The 17,727-nt window shown below is 32.5% G+C and carries 20 protein-coding genes; 5 read left to right on the forward strand and 15 right to left on the reverse strand.

Annotated features, from left to right (window positions below; all coding sequences use genetic code 11):
• The 4 genes from ABZA26_RS00250 to ABZA26_RS00265 all read left to right on the forward strand — a co-directional run.
• Positions 1-636, forward strand: a 636-nt coding sequence (locus tag ABZA26_RS00250; protein WP_372712509.1) for a multicopper oxidase domain-containing protein, incomplete at its 5' end; no start/stop codon positions are given.
• A 53-nt stretch (positions 637-689) separates the two neighbouring features.
• Entirely contained in the window at positions 690-1,034 is a 345-nt protein-coding gene (locus ABZA26_RS00255) for a cation transporter (protein WP_372712510.1), read from the forward strand.
• Between the two features lie 102 nt (positions 1,035-1,136).
• On the forward strand, positions 1,137-1,697 hold the full coding sequence (locus tag ABZA26_RS00260; RefSeq protein ID WP_372712511.1) for a carboxymuconolactone decarboxylase family protein: 561 nt from the start codon (positions 1,137-1,139) through the stop codon (positions 1,695-1,697).
• 52 nt (positions 1,698-1,749) lie between these two features.
• Entirely contained in the window at positions 1,750-2,142 is a 393-nt protein-coding gene (locus tag ABZA26_RS00265; protein WP_372712512.1) for a cupredoxin domain-containing protein, read from the forward strand.
• A 32-nt stretch (positions 2,143-2,174) separates the two neighbouring features.
• Here ABZA26_RS00265 and ABZA26_RS00270 read toward each other — a convergent pair whose 3' ends face one another.
• The 15 genes from ABZA26_RS00270 to ABZA26_RS00340 form a co-directional block, all read right to left on the reverse strand.
• The gene (locus tag ABZA26_RS00270; protein ID WP_372712513.1) at positions 2,175-2,666 is read right to left on the reverse strand and encodes a Spy/CpxP family protein refolding chaperone; all 492 of its coding nucleotides are present in this window, start codon (positions 2,664-2,666) and stop codon (positions 2,175-2,177) included.
• A gap of 23 nt (positions 2,667-2,689) precedes the next feature.
• Positions 2,690-5,272: a heavy metal translocating P-type ATPase gene (locus tag ABZA26_RS00275; protein WP_372712514.1), complete on the reverse strand. Its 2,583-nt coding sequence runs from the start codon at positions 5,270-5,272 to the stop codon at positions 2,690-2,692.
• Between the two features lie 174 nt (positions 5,273-5,446).
• Positions 5,447-5,683 carry an SHOCT domain-containing protein gene (locus ABZA26_RS00280; protein ID WP_372712515.1) on the reverse strand — a complete coding sequence of 79 codons (237 nt, stop codon included), beginning with the start codon at positions 5,681-5,683 and terminating at the stop codon, positions 5,447-5,449.
• An 81-nt stretch (positions 5,684-5,764) separates the two neighbouring features.
• Positions 5,765-6,247 carry a hypothetical protein gene (locus ABZA26_RS00285; RefSeq protein ID WP_372712516.1) on the reverse strand — a complete coding sequence of 161 codons (483 nt, stop codon included), beginning with the start codon at positions 6,245-6,247 and terminating at the stop codon, positions 5,765-5,767.
• Between the two features lie 60 nt (positions 6,248-6,307).
• Positions 6,308-7,165: a protease modulator HflC gene (gene hflC / locus ABZA26_RS00290; RefSeq protein WP_372712517.1), complete on the reverse strand. Its 858-nt coding sequence runs from the start codon at positions 7,163-7,165 to the stop codon at positions 6,308-6,310.
• Positions 7,149-8,138 carry an FtsH protease activity modulator HflK gene (hflK, locus tag ABZA26_RS00295; protein WP_372712518.1) on the reverse strand — a complete coding sequence of 330 codons (990 nt, stop codon included), beginning with the start codon at positions 8,136-8,138 and terminating at the stop codon, positions 7,149-7,151. The genes hflC and hflK overlap by 17 nt, the downstream gene beginning before the upstream one ends.
• Before the next feature lie 120 nt (positions 8,139-8,258).
• Positions 8,259-8,792, reverse strand: coding sequence for a hypothetical protein (locus ABZA26_RS00300; RefSeq protein ID WP_372712519.1), 534 nt, complete (start codon positions 8,790-8,792; stop codon positions 8,259-8,261).
• Between the two features lie 9 nt (positions 8,793-8,801).
• Positions 8,802-9,059: a hypothetical protein gene (locus tag ABZA26_RS00305; RefSeq protein WP_372712520.1), complete on the reverse strand. Its 258-nt coding sequence runs from the start codon at positions 9,057-9,059 to the stop codon at positions 8,802-8,804.
• Between the two features lie 29 nt (positions 9,060-9,088).
• Positions 9,089-11,386 (reverse strand): hypothetical protein, encoded by a 2,298-nt coding sequence (locus ABZA26_RS00310; RefSeq protein WP_372712521.1) that lies wholly within the window; start codon positions 11,384-11,386, stop codon positions 9,089-9,091.
• Positions 11,387-11,430: 44 nt separating this feature from the next.
• Positions 11,431-12,270, reverse strand: a complete 840-nt coding sequence (gene lgt, locus ABZA26_RS00315; protein WP_372712522.1) for a prolipoprotein diacylglyceryl transferase — start codon at positions 12,268-12,270, stop codon at positions 11,431-11,433.
• Positions 12,271-12,340: 70 nt separating this feature from the next.
• A complete protein-coding gene (locus tag ABZA26_RS00320) occupies positions 12,341-14,860 on the reverse strand; it encodes a heavy metal translocating P-type ATPase (RefSeq protein ID WP_372712523.1) in 2,520 nt (839 codons plus the stop codon).
• A gap of 2 nt (positions 14,861-14,862) precedes the next feature.
• Positions 14,863-15,087 carry a hypothetical protein gene (locus tag ABZA26_RS00325; RefSeq protein ID WP_372712524.1) on the reverse strand — a complete coding sequence of 75 codons (225 nt, stop codon included), beginning with the start codon at positions 15,085-15,087 and terminating at the stop codon, positions 14,863-14,865.
• A gap of 116 nt (positions 15,088-15,203) precedes the next feature.
• Positions 15,204-15,329 (reverse strand): LDCC motif putative metal-binding protein, encoded by a 126-nt coding sequence (locus tag ABZA26_RS00330; RefSeq protein ID WP_372712525.1) that lies wholly within the window; start codon positions 15,327-15,329, stop codon positions 15,204-15,206.
• 20 nt (positions 15,330-15,349) lie between these two features.
• The gene (locus ABZA26_RS00335; RefSeq protein WP_372712526.1) at positions 15,350-15,517 is read right to left on the reverse strand and encodes a hypothetical protein; all 168 of its coding nucleotides are present in this window, start codon (positions 15,515-15,517) and stop codon (positions 15,350-15,352) included.
• Between the two features lie 277 nt (positions 15,518-15,794).
• The gene (locus ABZA26_RS00340; RefSeq protein WP_372712527.1) at positions 15,795-16,316 is read right to left on the reverse strand and encodes a hypothetical protein; all 522 of its coding nucleotides are present in this window, start codon (positions 16,314-16,316) and stop codon (positions 15,795-15,797) included.
• 400 nt (positions 16,317-16,716) lie between these two features.
• Between ABZA26_RS00340 and ABZA26_RS00345 the strand changes: the two genes are divergently transcribed.
• The gene (locus tag ABZA26_RS00345) at positions 16,717-17,034 is read left to right on the forward strand and encodes a metal-sensitive transcriptional regulator (RefSeq protein WP_372712528.1); all 318 of its coding nucleotides are present in this window, start codon (positions 16,717-16,719) and stop codon (positions 17,032-17,034) included.
• The last annotated feature ends 693 nt before the right edge of the window (positions 17,035-17,727 follow it).

A 17,727-nucleotide genomic window follows, 5' to 3' on the forward strand; every position in this document is an offset into this window, starting at 1 on the left:
CCTCCTATGCAGACCCTGGAGATAGAGTTTTTAGCCAATGAGGAAAAGGACTGGTTTTTTCATTGCCACAACTTATATCATATGAAAACAGGTATGTCCAGGATAGTTAGCTATGACAGTGAAGACCTTTCTAGGGACTTGTCAGGCAAGCTTTCATGGGACAGAAGATGGTTTTACAAAGGGCATGTTTCCGGATATACCAACTATTCAGATATGAGCCTCACAGCCTTTAATTCAAAGAATACCCTTTCTCTAATGGGAGAGGCAGCCTATGAGGGAGAGCATGATATGGATATACAATACGGAAGATATATAAACCGGAATCTCTCTTTAATTACCGGTTTTAATTTTGAAGAAGATGAAGACGGAGAAATAGACAACAGGGGATTTGTGGGTGTGGAGTATCTTCTTCCTCTGCTTATAGAATCTGAAGTGAAGATTTATGATGACGGCGATCTGGAGGCCGAATTTTCCAGTGAACTGCAGCTTACAGATAAACTTCAATTTAATTGGGAATTGGACACTGACGGTGAATATCTATTAGAGCTGGAATACAGGTATAGAAAATGGCTTTCTTTTATAGCAAATGCTCACTCTGAATATGATGAAGGAGTGGGAATAAGAATAAATTTTTAAGTTTGTAAAAACAATAAATTTATAAATAGTTTATTTGGTAGGAGGTGGGTTAAATGAAAAAGATAACAATTGAAGGTATGGTGTGCAGTCATTGTGTAGAAACCATTGAGAAAAAACTGAAAGCTATAGAGGGTGTAGGAAATGTCAAAGTTTCTCTTGATGAGAAGGTAGCCTTTATTTCCGATGGAATTGAGGATGATCTGATTAAATCAGAAATTGAGGGAGAAGGATATCAGGTTATCTCTATCGAGAATATTGAAGAATACCCAGAAGAAAAAAAAGGTTTTTTCAGCAGACTTATAAGGAAAATAGAAAAATCTAATGAGGAAGAGTTTGGTGAAGGTAAGATGCATTGTTGCGATTTCGATAAGAAAGAAAAAGATAAGGAAAAAAAATAGCATTGCTTTTTCTTTTATTTCAAAAAATTGGATAAGATTATGGGTTTATAAGTACGATCTAATTTAATTTAAAGAGATGATATTTTTAAGGAGAGAATGCTTATGAGGATCTCAGTAAAAGAATTAAAAGAATATCCGTTATTTTTAAAACCATTCTTCTGGAGCCAGAAAAAAAGATATGGAAAAGTTCTGATTCCTGGTCTTCTCTGGGGAAGAGTCCCAAAACTTTTTGCAGCTGTAGCAGTCCTATATGGAGTATTAATCAGAAAAAAATCCCCCATAAGTCCTGTGATACGATCAATAGTAACGGTGAGAGTTTCCCAAATAAATTGGTGTCGTTTTTGTGTTGATATAAACTTCTCTACACTGGCTAAGTTAACTAATTCAATGGATAAAGTTGATAATCTCGAAAAATGGAGAGAGTCTTCTTTCTTTGATGACAAAGAGAGGGCTGTTCTTGAATATACTGAAGCTGTAACATATTCAGACCGAGAGGTCACTGACGAGATGGTTGTCTCTCTAAAAAACTATTTTGATGAAGATGGGATAATTGAACTAACTGGTCTGATAGCCTTTCAGAATTTATCTAGTAAATTTAATAGCGCTCTGGATGTTGCTCCTCAGGGATTTTGCAAACTCCCTTCTGAAAAATATAAAACTTAAGGATTAACACGTCTTGAGAGACTAATTTTTAAATATTATCAGGAGGTGAAAAATGAAAAGGATATTATTAGTTATTTTGATGACATTAATTTTTGTTAGCTGTTCTGATAAAAATGATGGGAAAAAGATCACGCCCTCTGATCATAAGGCGATTGGTGATATTGTTGACGGTGTAAGAGTTATAGAAGTAGAGGCATACCGCTTTGCCTTTGAACCAGATTACATAGTCGTAAATGCAGGGGATAAGGTTAAATTGAATTTTAAAACGCGGGATGTGGCACATGGATTTATGGTTGAAGAAATGAATATTAATGTTAGTATAAATCCTGGAGAAATAAGTACTACAGAATTTACTCCGGAAAGAAGTGGTGTTTATGAATTCCGGTGTTCAGTTCCGTGTGGAAGCGGGCATAAGAAAATGGGTGGATATTTAATTGTGAAATAATAAAAGCTGCTGGAATTCCAGCAGCTTTTATCTTATTTTTTTAAGTCAGGTTCTTGCTTTTTAATTTGCATCTGATTCATGTCATTCATCATTTGGTTCATATTCATATTATTATGTGAACCTTGCATCATTCCAGGCATGACATTTATTCCAAATTTTTCCTTAATATCAATTCTATAATTAATCATATTCTTTTGAATCCTTGACTGAAGAGATACTTTTTTATCAATTAGACTTCCTATTTTTTTAGTATCTATTTTTTCATTTAGCATTTCGGTTTCTATTTTGAGATCAATTTGTTTTATTCTGAATAGATATTCTTGATTCTTTTTTTGATATTCTAGATTGATTTTTTCCATTTGAATTTTCTGTTCTGGAGTAAGTTTATCAATTTGTTGCATCATACCCGTCCCCATATTCATATTTAGTTGTTGCATCATACCTGTTTTTACAGGCATAGAAACATTTTCAGAAAAGGCCACCATTGAAGTCAACAACATCGTAGTTACTATTAATTTTTTCATAATAAATTCCTCCTTATATAAATTTAATTATCTGTTTTAATGCTGGGATGCCAACGTTTCATGAGCAGTGAGTTACTTACTACAGAGACTGAACTGAAAGCCATTGCAGCTCCGGCTATTATTGGACTTAATAAAAATCCTGTAAAAGGATAGAGAGCCCCTGCAGCCAGAGGAATTCCAAGAGTATTATAGAAAAATGCCCAAAATAAATTTTGTTTGATTTTTCTCATGGTATATTTTGACAATTCCATCGCCACAACTACGTCTCTCAAGTCCTCTTTAATAAGCACAATATCCCCAGACTCTATTGCAACATCAGTTCCTGAACCTATTGCTATTCCTAAGTCAGCCTGGGTAAGAGCAGGGGCATCATTGATCCCGTCACCTACCATGGCGACCTTTTTACCTTCCTGTTGAAGTTGTTTTACACTGTTTGCTTTGTCCTGAGGCAGAACCTCAGCCAGGACCCTTTTGATTCCGACCTTTTTTGCTATAGCCTCCGCTGTACGTCTGTTGTCACCTGTTATCATGATGGTTTCTATCCCATGTTTGTTCAACGTTTCTATAGCTTTGGCAGAGTGCTCCTTCAATGTATCTGCTACAGCTATAACACCTGCCAATTTTTTATCTACAGCAATAAGCATAGCGGTCTTACCTTCAGTTTCAAGTTCTTCAAGCTTTTTTAAAGCTGATTCATAATCAACATTTTTTTCTTCCATAAGCTTTCGATTTCCGAAATCGATCCACATATCCTTGTATTTGACCTCTATACCCTTTCCGGTAATTGAATTAAACTCATCGGGATTTTCGATTTTTATCTGCTTCTCCTTTGCATGGGCGACTATCGATTCACCGAGAGGATGCTCTGAATTTTTTTCGGCAACTGCCGCAAAGATAAGTATTTCATCTTGAGAGAACTCTGACACTGTAACAATATCTGTTACTTGAGGTTTTCCCTTTGTAAGAGTCCCAGTTTTATCAAAAACTATGGTGTCTATTTTTTGTGCCATCTGGAGACTCTCTGAATTTTTAAAAAGTATCCCTGCTTCCGCTCCTTTTCCGGTTCCGACCATTATAGCGGTAGGAGTAGCCAAACCTAGGGCACATGGGCAGGCAATTATTAAAACTGCCACGAATATTGTGAGAGCAAAGGTAAATCCTCCTACAAAATACCACATTATACTTGATATAATAGCTATACTTACCACTGTAGGTACAAAATAAGCTGATATTACATCGGCAAGCTTTTGTATGGGAGCCTTACTTCCCTGGGCATCCTCTACCATTTTTATGATCTGGGCAAGTGTCGTATCTGCTCCTACCTTGGTTGCTTTGAATTTAAAGCTTCCTGTTTTATTCATTGTGGCACCTATTACTCTGTCCCCCTCTGATTTTTCAACAGGGATGCTTTCACCAGTTAGCATACTCTCGTCAACACTGGAATGTCCCTCTACTATATCTCCATCAACAGGAATCTTTTGACCAGGTTTAACAACTACTACATCTCCTGCCATTACTTCTTCAACAGGGATTTCAATTTCATCATCGTCTCTTATAATCAGTGCGGTTTTTGCGGAAAGACTCATAAGTTTTTTTATGGCCTCACTTGTTTTTCCCTTAGCTTTCGCTTCCAGGAATCTTCCAAGCAAAATAAAAGCTACCAGAAGACCGGCCACCTCAAAGTATAGCTGATCATGCCTTCTTCTTAACATCGCCCAGATACTATATAGGAATGCTGACCCAGTACCAATGGCCACTAGAGTATCCATATTTGCCGTCTTTGTCTTTAGAACAGATTTAAGACCTTTTGTGTAGAACTCATAACCTACAAGTATTATGGGGATCGTGATGAAGAACTGTATGACTCCCATGTGTTTGTTTATGATGTTATTAATTGGAAGCCCCATATGTGGACCCATTGCAAAATATAACAAAGGCAGACCCAGAATCATAGCGATACTTGTTTTATATTTTAATGAACGGATCTCTTTTTCTCTTGTCTCTTTTTCTTTGTCCTGATTTTCAGTTTCCAAAAAATTATCATAACCCACATCTTTTATTATCGCTCTTATCTTGGCGGAGTCAATTATTTTTGGATCATATTCTATTGTAGCTTTTTCTGTTGGTAGCAGTATTTTTTCACTTATTCCAGAGAGTTTATCCAGAGCTGATCCTACAATTCCCATACAGTGTGGATTGTCCATCCCGATAATTTTCAGTTTCAAAGTAGCAGTAGATTCAGTTTTTTTTACTTTATAACCGCTGTTAATAATTATTTTTTTCAAATCCTCTTCATTGATTTTATCATGGAAGTAGTTCACAGTTGCTTTTCTGGTAGCAAGATTGACATTCACGTCTTTTATTCCTTCTGTATTTTTTATATTTTTTTCTATCTTGGTGGCACAGGAGCCGCAGGTCATGTCTTCTATCTCAATAACGCATAGAGTAGTTTCTTTCATTTTTTCTTCAGGGGTTTCTATTTTTTTATGTTGGAATTCCTCATAGCATTTTTTGCTGCAAAAATAATATGTGTTTCCATCTTTATTAACTTTAAATTTAGATTTTTTTGGATCTACTTCCATACCGCAAACAGGATCTTTTGCCATAAATATCACTCCTTATTAAAAATAGAGGAACATACATTTTAGCTTATATATACTGTTTTTTCTTTAAATTACCTTTTTTTGAGAAATTTTACGAAAGGCAGGAATAGCTTTTTAACTACTAAACAATAAAAGCTGCTTAATTAAGCAGCTTTTACCTTTTATTTAAATAAATAATTAGTACAAATCTTTTTTAGTATCTTCAAACTCTTCTTTACTTATTTCGCCTCTTGCATATCTTCTCTTTAATATCTCTAACGGAGTAACATTTTCTGTATTTTTATTCTTATCTTTCTTATCGAAAAAATAAAAAATCAATATAATAAGCAATATTGGAAAAAGCATCATAAGACCACCTCCCATTCGTCCATACATCCCACCTCTAAAAATATTATCAGCACACCATTCCCACATTTCAACACCTCCATTTTTAGACTTTAGCATAATATATTATACGACATATGTGTGTCTTGATTGTGACAAGTTATAGTAATTTTAAATTTTATATAAGTGTATTCTCTCCTTTACATCCCCGATATTTTTGAATTTTAATTTTATTTCTTTAGTATTATTATCTACTATTTTACTTCCATTATAATAATTTTTTATTTTTAAAATACCACCAACATGATGGCCACCTCCAGACCTTTTCCAAGTGATCCCATTTTTTATATGTAGTCCATCTACTATAATTTCAGAAAATTTATCTAATTCGTAATAACGAGATAAATCTTCTGTATGAGTATACATACTTACTTCAAATATTAGTTCTTCTTTATTTTTATTTTCAATATCCTTAAATTCAATTTCTAAATAGATATTACCCCCTTCACTATTTGTAATGCTTTCCTTTTTGCTATTTTCTTTATAAATTATCTGGGATGTGATTTTTTTTCTACTTATACTAAATATTCCAACTCCAGCCACCAATGTAAAAATAAAAAGTATAAAAACCATTTTCCTTTTTGGTTTGTTCACGATTTACCTCCATGAATTTATCCGTTTTTTATAATTATTTCTAGTTTGATTTATTTTGTATTATTCTTTTTCATTTAGAATTTTCCAGACTTCAGATTCGGTAGACATTATGATTTTGGTTTTCCCACTTCCGGAAAGTATCGAATCATACGCCGAAAGAGTTCTTGTGAATTTATAAAATTCAGGATCGCGGTTATAAGCATCAGCATATATTTTTAGTGCTTTAGCGTCACCCTCTCCCTTTATAGATTCAGATTTTTCATAAGCCTCCGCCAAAATTACAGTTCTTTCTTTTTCTGCCTGCGATGTTATCTCAAGAGCTTTTTCTTGACCTTCTGCACGATATTTCTTAGCCTGTTGATGTCTTTCCGCTTCCATTCTTCTGTAGACATTTTCTTCATTTTGCTTAGGCAGCTCTGCTCTTTTTATTCTTACATCCACTATCTCTATACCTAACTTTTTTGTTTTTTCCCAGCTTTCTCGGGTTACGATATCCATTATCTCATCTCTTTTAAATGCAATAATATCTAAAAATGTATACTGTCCAAGCCTCTCTCTTATTTCAGAATAAATTATATCATCCAGCCTTGCCTGGGCCCCTTTTTCATCCTGAACAGTCTGAAGGAACAAAAGCGGATCGATTATTCTCCATCTGGCATAATTATCTATCACTATATTTTTTTTATCTTTTGTTATGAGATCTTTGGGTTCTGCGTCATAATCCAGAAGTCTCTTATCAAAATATACGACATTGTCAATAAAAGGTATCTTAAACTTTAGACCAGAAGTGTTTATCTCTTCACCTACTGGTTTGCCAAATCTCAGAACTACAGCTTTCTGAAGTTCTGAAACCTGAAAAACTGAAGATGCAAAAATAATTATAATGAGGATTAGAACAAAGTTAATTCCCTTTTTCATTTGTTTTTCCCTCCTCTTGAATCAGGTTTAATACTCCGTTTTTTACATCAGAGTCTATGATTACCTTGTCCACATCCTTTAAGTTTCTCTCTAGATTTTCAAGATAAAGTCTTGTTTTTGTTACCTCTTTACCCAATTTGTAATTTTCATAAAGCTTCAAGAATCTTACTACATCTCCCTGAGCTTCCTTTATTCTCTTTTCCTTGTACCCTTCAGCATCATTTAAAACTTTAAAGGCTTCTCCTCTAGCTTTTGGTATTATATCATTCATATAACCGTTTGATTCGTTTATATAACGGATCTTGTCTTCTCTGGCGCTGGCAACATCTTTAAACGCCTGTATTACCTCTTCAGGAGGCTGTACATCTTGAAGTTGTACATTTAAGACGGTTATTCCGCTGTCATATTTCTGAAGGATTTCCTGCAGCTTTTCACGAGTCTGGATCTGTATATTTGATTTTCCTTCAGTCAAAGTTTCATCAATATTATACTGACCTACTATCTGTCTCATACTTGCCTCAGCTGAATCTTTTATTGTTTTGTAAGGATCTCCCATATTAAATAAAAACTTTTTAAGGTCTGTTATCTTGTATTGAACACTAAAATCTACATCAAGAATATTTTCATCTCCAGTAAGAATAAGCGATTCTTCTCTCATATCTTTATACTTTGCAGGTGGCCCGGGGCTTACAGTCCTAAAGCCTACCTCTATACGATATACCTTTGTAGTTTTCACTTTGATTCTCGAGGCTATCGGCTGAGGAAAATACCAGTTTATACCAGGGCCTGCTGTTTTTTGATATTTGCCAAATAAAAACAAAGCCACTTCCTCATCAGGTCCCACACTAAATACACCTGTGAGAATATAAATGACCATAATTGGTATGAAAATTGATTTTCCAAACCTCCCAATATATTTTTTTATAAATTCTAACAGTTCTTCAAGTGTGTACATATCATTTCCTTTATCCATTTTAAATCCTCCCTTTTATTGAGGTCTTCTTATTTTGATTTGTGCCCGTTTGTAGCAATTTTTTATACCCCATAAAAACCAGGATTAATTTAATAGTTTTAAAAAAAATCACAAGTTGAATTATTGAATAAATGTAAATAAAATGATTATCAGTGAAAAATATAGAACCATTTTTCTTACTTTAGTTATGTCATATCTGTAAAGCTTGTGCAGCCTGTCCAGATGTAGATTGTTCCGCTGCATAATTATCAGCATACTAATAATTCCAAACATGTTTGAAAATACCCCGATCAGGATAAAACTCAACTGATATTTGAGCAGAAAGGATGCAGCAGCGGAAAGTCCGAAAATAGGGAGGACATCCACTATATGATGGGCACAACAGGCAACCATAGAGGCGGTAGAGGCCCCTCCAGTAGCAACAAGTTCAGCTCTCGACTCCAGCATTTTTTCATGAAGCTGATTTTTTATATGGAAGTAAAGTCCCACCTGCATTCCAAACCCCACAGATAAAATCAAAATCCAATACCACATCTCAAAAAATTGATCAACGGCATGTTCTGGTGAGTTGGCCCATACAAGTATTGTAAAATAAAGAATTAATAATCCTATAAATGCCATGCTCCCTGCAATTAAGGGTTTATATTTTTTCATTTCTACTCCTTAATGACCACAGCAACTTTTTTTTGTTTTTTCAGATTTAGATGAAGGTTCTTTATCTTGATGTTCACTCTTGTGCCCTCCGCAGCAGCTGCCCTTAGTTTTTCCGCTGTTAGATTGGTGATTTTTATCGTTATTTTCATCAATTACATTGTGACTTTCGTGACTGCTACTTCCGCAGCATCCCCCTTTTTTTACCATCATATAAACCACTACTCCTAAAATAATCAAATATCCCCAATTAGCACTAATGAATTCCATTTTTATTCCCCCTTTATTTATTTTGTTTTTTAATTATTCAGTTTAATTTTCTCTGATGACTCTTTGAAGAGCATCGGCATAATCATATAAATTATCCCATAAACTCCAGCACCCATAAATAACGCGGTTGTTACGCCAAAATTCATCGAGATGATAATTGCAAGAATCGACCCCAACATTGAAAATATTCCATTTATACCGTAAAAAATAGATATATTTTTTGCAGAGTGAAGTCTTTTAGACTCAGCTATTGAGTATGGGAATATCGTCCCCATAGACAGTCCGTTTACCATAATTATGATTATAGCTATCAAAAGTTTTTTCCATATGTCGATGGAAAAAGACCATGTAAATATAAATTTAAAAACAATTCCCGTTAAGACCAGACTTAAAAAAGCTATCAAAGCGCCTTTATGTCTTCCATCTTTTCCTATCATCCATTTCGTTTGGCTAAAGTAGCTTCCTATACCTGCGCCCACAAGCAGCGAGGAAATTGTGACAACAAAAGCTGTGGTTGGATGTTCTAAATAGATAGACATCTTTTGAATAAAAGCGACTTCTATCATCATGAACCCTATTCCCAGGAGAGAAAAGTAATGCCCTGTTTTTATTATCTTGTTTTTTATTATATGTTTTCTAAAAAATAGGTTTTTAAAAAGATACATGGCTACGATTATGATTATGAATGTAACCGGAATTCCTTTCTGGAAGTTATAGAAAAAAGGTCTTTCGTCAGTTGAAGGGCTGACATCGTATTCTGATTCTTTTATCAGTTCTTTCAATGTAACTTCACCGGATGAAAATTTCCTTATGTAACTTTTTGGAGTTTTATCTGAAAAATTTAAAATTGAATAACTATTTTCTCTAGAAAATTCATCTATAATTTTAAATTCAGAGTCACTGTATGGGGTCTTTGCAAGCATAATTACAGGTGAATGAATCATTGCTTCATCATGTGGTTTCCCGCCAGTGAAAATATGTTCTGAAAGCATATCTTTACTAACTCCATTATCTAAAAGAACCTCTAGCAGGGTATTTGAAATTTTTGTCATATCCATTATTCCATGTGCCAGAAAAACAAGTTTCCCATTTTTTTTAAGATGTTTATAATAACTCTCTATAGCTTCTTTTGTATAGATATAGTTTTCCGCAAGAGCATATCCATTAGCTTGCGCTGCTCCTGTCATCACCATAGACAGAAAGATTATGTCATACTTTTTTTTACTTTTTTCAATAAGACTTCGGCCATCTCCTACAATCACATTAACTTTAGGATTTTCATATATGTTTCCGTTATATTCTCCCATGGACTTTACTGCATCTACAGTTGAGCGATTAATTTCAATAGCATCTACGCTCTTTGCACCTCCCATTAAAGCCTGAAGTACATCTCTTCCGCCTCCTGCACCTATAATTGCAACCTCTGCATTCTTATTCAACAGGTATGGTAGAAAGTCTATTTGATTCTTAAGCTTATAAAAATCACTGATACCATCATACTTTATCATTAGGGCATTTGCTGATCCGTTTGTACTTACTATCCTTGTAGAATCATTATTTTTTAATTTTATTACATCTGTTCTGGCAAATCCGTCCCAGTTAGTGTATATAATTTCACTATTGTCTCCGTTATTATTTAGCCTTGCAACGGATGTATATGGACTTGTCAGGTAACTTGTAAAATGTTTCTCTACAAACCTAAGTACATTTGGTAAAAATGCTATCAAAAACATTGCCGCGGCAAAAATACCATTTAAAAATATATTTTTTTTATCAAATGCTCTTATGCTAAAGAAAAGTGATGATAAAAAAACCAGTATAAACATGATAGTGATTGAAGGTATGAAACCCACGAAATAAAATATTCCTATAGTTAAAGCAGAAGCAAGGCCAGCTCCCATGAGATCAAAAAAGTATATCTTTCCACTTTCTTCCCCGTAGTTTGTAAAGATATTTGCAAAAAATCTTCCTGCAAAGATGTATGGGACTGAAACAATTGGTATATATAATAAAGTGAGTTTTATAAATGGCATGAAATATATTATAAGAAATGAGCCCAGCATACTGTAAGCAAGATATGATGTAAGTTTTCCATGCTCTTCCTCCAACGATACAACATCTCGTTTTTTACTAGTTTCCTTAAACTCTATTATGCTTCCAAATCCCATTCCCAGTATCGCAGTAGAAAGGATCAAAAATGTAAAATGATATGGAAGAAGAACGGAAAATACTCTGTTGATCACGACCTGATACATAAACAAGTTTGTAGAGACCATGGTAATTCCCATAAAAAAACCAATGCTTAAGCCTTTTTTTAACTTTAACAAAATAAATCCCTCCTTAAGGTATAAATACTATATTTTAGGGTAATTTATAGATTTAGTTGTACCAAATAAAATATACCTAAGGATATGAAAATTAATAGAAGAAGAATAAATCCAACATATGGAAGATGTTCATTTTTGTCCTCTTGAGGATGAACTGTCTTTTTTCCGATTTTAGACACTATTTTTAGCCATATAATTCCTGAAGCTAGGAGTATCAAGCTTAATATGTGGGAGATACTCAGTAAACCAAGCACTTTAGGATTGTCTCTGAAAATCTCTACAGTACTTCTTATTACTGCAAACCCTATTAGGTATCTTCCGAAAAGCTGCCCGTCATACTTAATATTTTTTCGTTTTTTCCAAAGATAAAAAAATAATAGATAATCAAGTATAGCTTCGTAAATTTGAGCAGGGTGATATGCTACCCCACCAATTTTAATACCCCAGAAACTTGGATTTTTCATTACTATACCGTATACATCACATCCAATTCTGCCTATACCTTGTGCTAAAATTAATGGTGGTGCTAATAGATCTGCTGTCTCTAATATTTTAAACTCTCGATTTCTTTTTAAATAAATGAGAGTAAAGAGAACACCTCCAACAAGACCTCCATGAATAGATAAACCACCTTCATATATTTTTAAAATATCTATAGGATTTTCTAAATAATAGCTCCTGTTATAAAAGAGAACATATACTGTACGTGCTCCTATAACTCCACCAATAAATGCAGATAAAACCAGGTCATAAATTTTTTCAGTATTCAAATTTTTTCTTTTAGCATCATAAGATAAGACCTTCATGGCAGCTAAGATTCCAATCAATATCATTGTTCCAAAAAATGGAATCCTTATCATGCCAAATGTAAATAACATCTTCATTTTTCCTCCATAATCTTACTAAACATTTTAAATATAGAAATTTTTAAATACTTAATATATTTTGACTTCTCTATAGTTTAACTTTAAATTTTTTAAGCCTTAATGCATTCGAAACTACCGAGACTGAAGAAAAAGCCATTGCAGCTCCTGCTATTGCAGGCCTTAAAAGAAACGCACTGTTAGCTTCTTTAGTAATAAAATAATTTAGTGCAAAAGGAATGCCCATTGCCAAAGGAATTCCAACAATATTATAGAAAAAAGCCCAAAATAAGTTTTGTTTTATATTTCTTATTGTAGCCTTTGATAGTTGCAAGGCTACTGGAACGTCCATTAGGTCACCCTTCATCAAAACGATGTTTGCAGATTCAATTGCAACATCTGTTCCTGTTCCTATTGCTATGCCAACATCTGCTTGAGCGAGTGCCGGAGAATCATTAATTCCATCTCCAACCATTGCTACTATACTTCCGTCACTTTGAAGTTTTTTGATTTGTTCAGATTTATCTTTTGGAAGTACTTCTGCTAAAACAATATCTATTCCAACTTGTCTGGCTATTGCATAAGCAGTTTTCTCATTATCTCCCGTAACCATTGCTACTTCAATTCCCATTTTATGCAGTTCTTTTATAGCTCTTTTAGAAGTTTCTTTTATAGGATCTGCAACTGCTATTATTCCAGCTACCGAATTTTCTATAACAATATACATTGGAGTTTTTCCTTCATTAGACAATCTATCCATGTCTTTTTCTAATGATGGCATAATGTCAAGTTTTTCCAGTAATTTTTTATTTCCAATAGCTACAAATTTGCCATCTATAAAAGCCTCTATTCCTTTACCGGTGATTGATTTAAAATTTGAAACTTCTTGTAAATTTAATCCCATTCTCCGAGATTCATTGACTATTGCTTCTCCAAGTGGGTGCTCTGAATGGAGTTCTGCACTGGCTGCTTTTTGAAGCACCATTTCTTCAAAAAAACCATTGGTTGTTATAATGTCAGTTAAACGCGGTTCCCCTAAAGTTATAGTTCCAGTTTTATCAAAAACTATTTTTGTTATTTTGTGAGCTGTCTCGAGAGCTTCACCACCTTTTATAAGGACACCATTTTCAGCACCTTTACCTGTACCTACCATTATAGCAGTTGGGGTTGCTAGGCCTAAAGCACAAGGACAAGCTATAACTAATATTGCAATAAAAATAGTGAGAGCTAATCCTATCGCGCTACCATTGAAAATTAAAGGTATCATATCAGGATTTGATTGAGCTATGAAATACCATGAAATTCCTGAAACAAGTGCAACTAACATAACAATTGGTACAAAGTAACCAGAGATAATGTCTGCCATTCTAGCTATTGGAGCTTTACTTCCTTGGGCATCCTCTACAAGTTTTATTATCTGTGATAGAGCGGTATTATTTCCTATAGCTTCTACTTTAAAATTTATTGATCCTGTTCTATTTATTGATGCTCCGATAACCTTATTACCTGAAGATTTTTCAACAGGAAGGCTTTCACCTGTTAGCATTGATTCATCAACGTATGTATATCCACTAATGACAATCCCGTCTACCGGAATTCTTTCTCCTGGTTTAACCAGTAATATATCTTCTAACTCTACCTCATCTATATTAACAAGACTTATTTCACCGTTGTCAGTTACCAAATTAGCAGTCTTTGGTTGCAGACCAGCTAATTTTTTGATAGCCTCACTAGTTTTGCCTTTTGTTACTTCTTCCAGGTACTTCCCAAGAGTTATAAGAGTTATTATTACCGTACCAGCCTCATAATAAAGCTGCATCGTATACTTTAGATTAAGTGTTAAATAAACCATAATCGTATTGTAAATGCTATATATAAAGGCAGCGGAAGTTCCAAGGCCTATTAATGAATCCATATTTGGACTCTTATTTATTATATTTTTAAATCCTCTTATAAAATATCCTCGTCCTAAATATAAAACTGGAATGGATAATATCAGCTGTAAGCTCGAAAACAATTTAGGATTATGCTCGGGCTTTAAAAATAAAGGTATTATAGTTGGAAAAAACATTTCCGCCATAGCTAAAAACAGTATTGGTATTGTAAACACTGCCATAATAATTAATGAATAAAATTTTCTCTTTAATGCTTTTGTTTTTTCAATATTTTCTTTATCTATATCGTTGTTATTTTCAAACAATTTAGATTGATATCCTAATGAAATAATTAAATCTTTTATGTCTCTTAACTTGATCTTTTTAGTGTCATAACTGACTGTGGCTCTCTCTGTTGAAAAATTAACCTCACCTTTTTCAATACCGTCTACTTCATTTAACTTCTTCTCTATTTTATTAGCACAAACAGCACAAGTCATTCCTGAAATATCGAGTGTAATTGATTTGAAACTGTTTTTTTTATTTAAAAAATAACCAATATCTTCTACACTTTTTTCTATATATTTTAAACGTGAGTTATCTTCTACCACTACACTTAAAATTTCATTAGAAAAATTTACTGTTGCGTTAACGCCATCTATAGCGTTTACTGTTTTCTCTATCTTTGCAGCACATGCCGAACAGCTCATCCCTTCTATAATATAGCTTTCCTTCATGTTTAACCCCCTAATATTTCAATTATTTTAAAGTCCTCTTTTCTGAACAGTTTATTTATTTTATCTTTATCAAATTTACTATGTTCATCTAAAAAAATGTTGACACTATTGGATTTTCTATGAATTTCAAAGTTTTTAACTTCTGGAATACTTCCAAGGATTCCTTCAATATCATAAGAACAGAAATCACAAAATATACTTTCAAAAATTAATTTTATTTTTTTCAAATTTTTTACCTCCTGTTTATAGCAGTGGTAATTTTCACCTTATTGTTATTTTTTATCAACCGTTCACTCAAAATAACACTCATAATAAAAGCCAACCAAAACATTTTTATCTCCTCCTACTTATTCTTAGGTTTTTGTTTATTTAAATCACAACAATCTAATTTTTTCCCACCATAAGTTTTTTCATTTTCATTTCCTAATTTTTCAATAAATTTTTTGAACATTTCTTTTAATTTACTCATAAACTAAAACCTCCCTATTTTTAATGACAACTCTTGTTTTTATCCTCAACACCATTTTCTTTAGTATTTTTCTTATTTTTTTTACCACAACATCCTAATCCAAACATTCCCATAACTAAATGTATTCCGATCATAATAATAAAATATCTAAACGAAGATGATTTGAAAAGTCCGTCTAAAAATTCCAATTTTATTTCCTCCTTAGTGATTTAAGATGAATACAAGGAGCACTACATACCTATACCCCCCTACCCTATATTTAGACTATATCTCAATTATTCACACTTGTCAATATTTTTTCTTTAAATGGTTATGAATATGACAATTATTTTACTCATATATTCCCTCAATTGTAATATTATTCTAAATCATAAGATTTTAAGAGTTGATTTATAAAAAAACCATGAAACTGGGCTATTTTACTGAGGGCCCAATTTCATGGTTGAAAATTTCAAAATGTTTTTATTATTCTTGAATCTGAGTTTCTTGATTTATACTTTTAGTCATTTTATGCATGCTGTTCATCATTTGATCCATATTCCCCATCGTCTTCTTGTCCATGTTTTCCATCATTTGATTTGAACCTTTCATCATTCCACTAACAATATTAACACCAAATTTTTCTTTAATATCAATTCTATAATCAATTAAATTCTTTTGAATTTTAGAGCTAACTGATGCTTTTTTATCAATTAATTTCTCTATTTTTTTACTATCTATTTTTTCAGCTAGCATCTCTTTCTCTATATCAATATCAATTTCTCTGATTTTAAGCATTTCTCTTTGATTTTTCTTTTGATATTTCAACTTAATTTTGCCCATTTGAACCTTTTGTTCTGGGGTGATTTTATCCCTTAGATGTATTGTTCCTACCTCCGTATTCATGTTCCCATGTTGCATCATTGTTTGCTTTGAAGATACAGGATTATTTTCAGCAAAAACTGATGCTGAAACTAACAATGCCCCAATTGCTATTAATTTTTTCATAATAAATTCCTCCTCTTAAATAAATTAATCGTTTAATTTAATATATTAATATCACTGTCTTATAAACTATTATTTTTTTCTCCTTTTTCCTCAACTTATTTTCTTAAAAAGAATTTAAATAATATGGGGGTTAAAGCTGTTGAAATTTCAACAGCTTTAAAAAGGAGGATGTATGCGAAAATTAGCTATTTATATTATTATGAATATTATAATAAAAACCCCTCAGATCTTTCATATGGGATACCCACCTACCCTATATGGGAAGATGATACATGAATTCTTTTTTTTTGTCAACTTCTTTTATAAATCCTTCATATTAAAGAGAATTAAAAACTTTTGCAAAATAATTAAAAATATTATATTATAGGTATAGGCAGTATATTTAATATAGGAGGGGATCATGTTAGAAAAATTAGAAGAATGCAATGAAAAGTGTCACATAAATAATAATGAGCTACATGAAAAACAGAAAAAAAATTTAATATCAAGGTTGAATAAGATAGAAGGTCAAATAAGAGGAATAAAGCGACTTATAGAAAGCGATACTTACTGCGATGATGTTTTGAATCAAATAAGCTCTTCAAAAGCGGCCCTTAATGGTGTCAGTAAATTAATTTTAGAAAGACATATTGAAACGTGTGTTTCAGAAAAATTAAAATCTAATGATCCTACAATTATTAATGAATTTATCAAAACTATAGAAAGAATTTTAAAATAATATTTTCAATCCAATAAGCTTGGATCTTTAGAGTTGAGAAGTTTGATTAAAAAAGGAATCGTAAATAAAAATTCAAGTTGTGGATATTTCCAAAGTCGTAGTGAAAGTGAAAAAATTCAGAAGAATTAAATATAAAAACTAATAAAATTTTTAAAATTGCTATTTCCGTAGAAGTTTAAATAGAGGACAAATCAATTTTTAATATCGGGTCAATTTTATATACAATCCCAATATTTTTTCTATTTTTGGATATTTTGTGGGAATTATTCTCAAATTTTATGAAGGAATCAATATACTATTGAGCTTCACTAGTATGAAATTATGTTTTTATGCAATACATATTTCAGATAAATATTATGGAGAACATCTATTAAATGAAAAAATTTGTGGCTGAAATCTGTCTGAAGATAATCCATACACCCAATTTTTAATACGAAGGATTACGGTCTAATCAAAACTCTTAAAACTTTTTCATTTGAGTTAAATATAGGCTTAGGATATTTCAAAAATTACATATAAGTTATTAAAAACAACAAAGATGAATATAATATCCAAGATATGCTTAGAGGTCTCCTTATGGAGGCCTTTATTTTCTATAATTTAGTATTGATTCAATTATTTGTAGTTTTAGGGACTCTTTTGGAATGCTTTTTTTAGAAATTAACAAAGTCCAAGTGTAGACATTACACTTAG

The sequence above is a fragment of the Ilyobacter sp. genome (assembly GCF_041583315.1).
Classification (GTDB): domain Bacteria; phylum Fusobacteriota; class Fusobacteriia; order Fusobacteriales; family Fusobacteriaceae; genus Ilyobacter.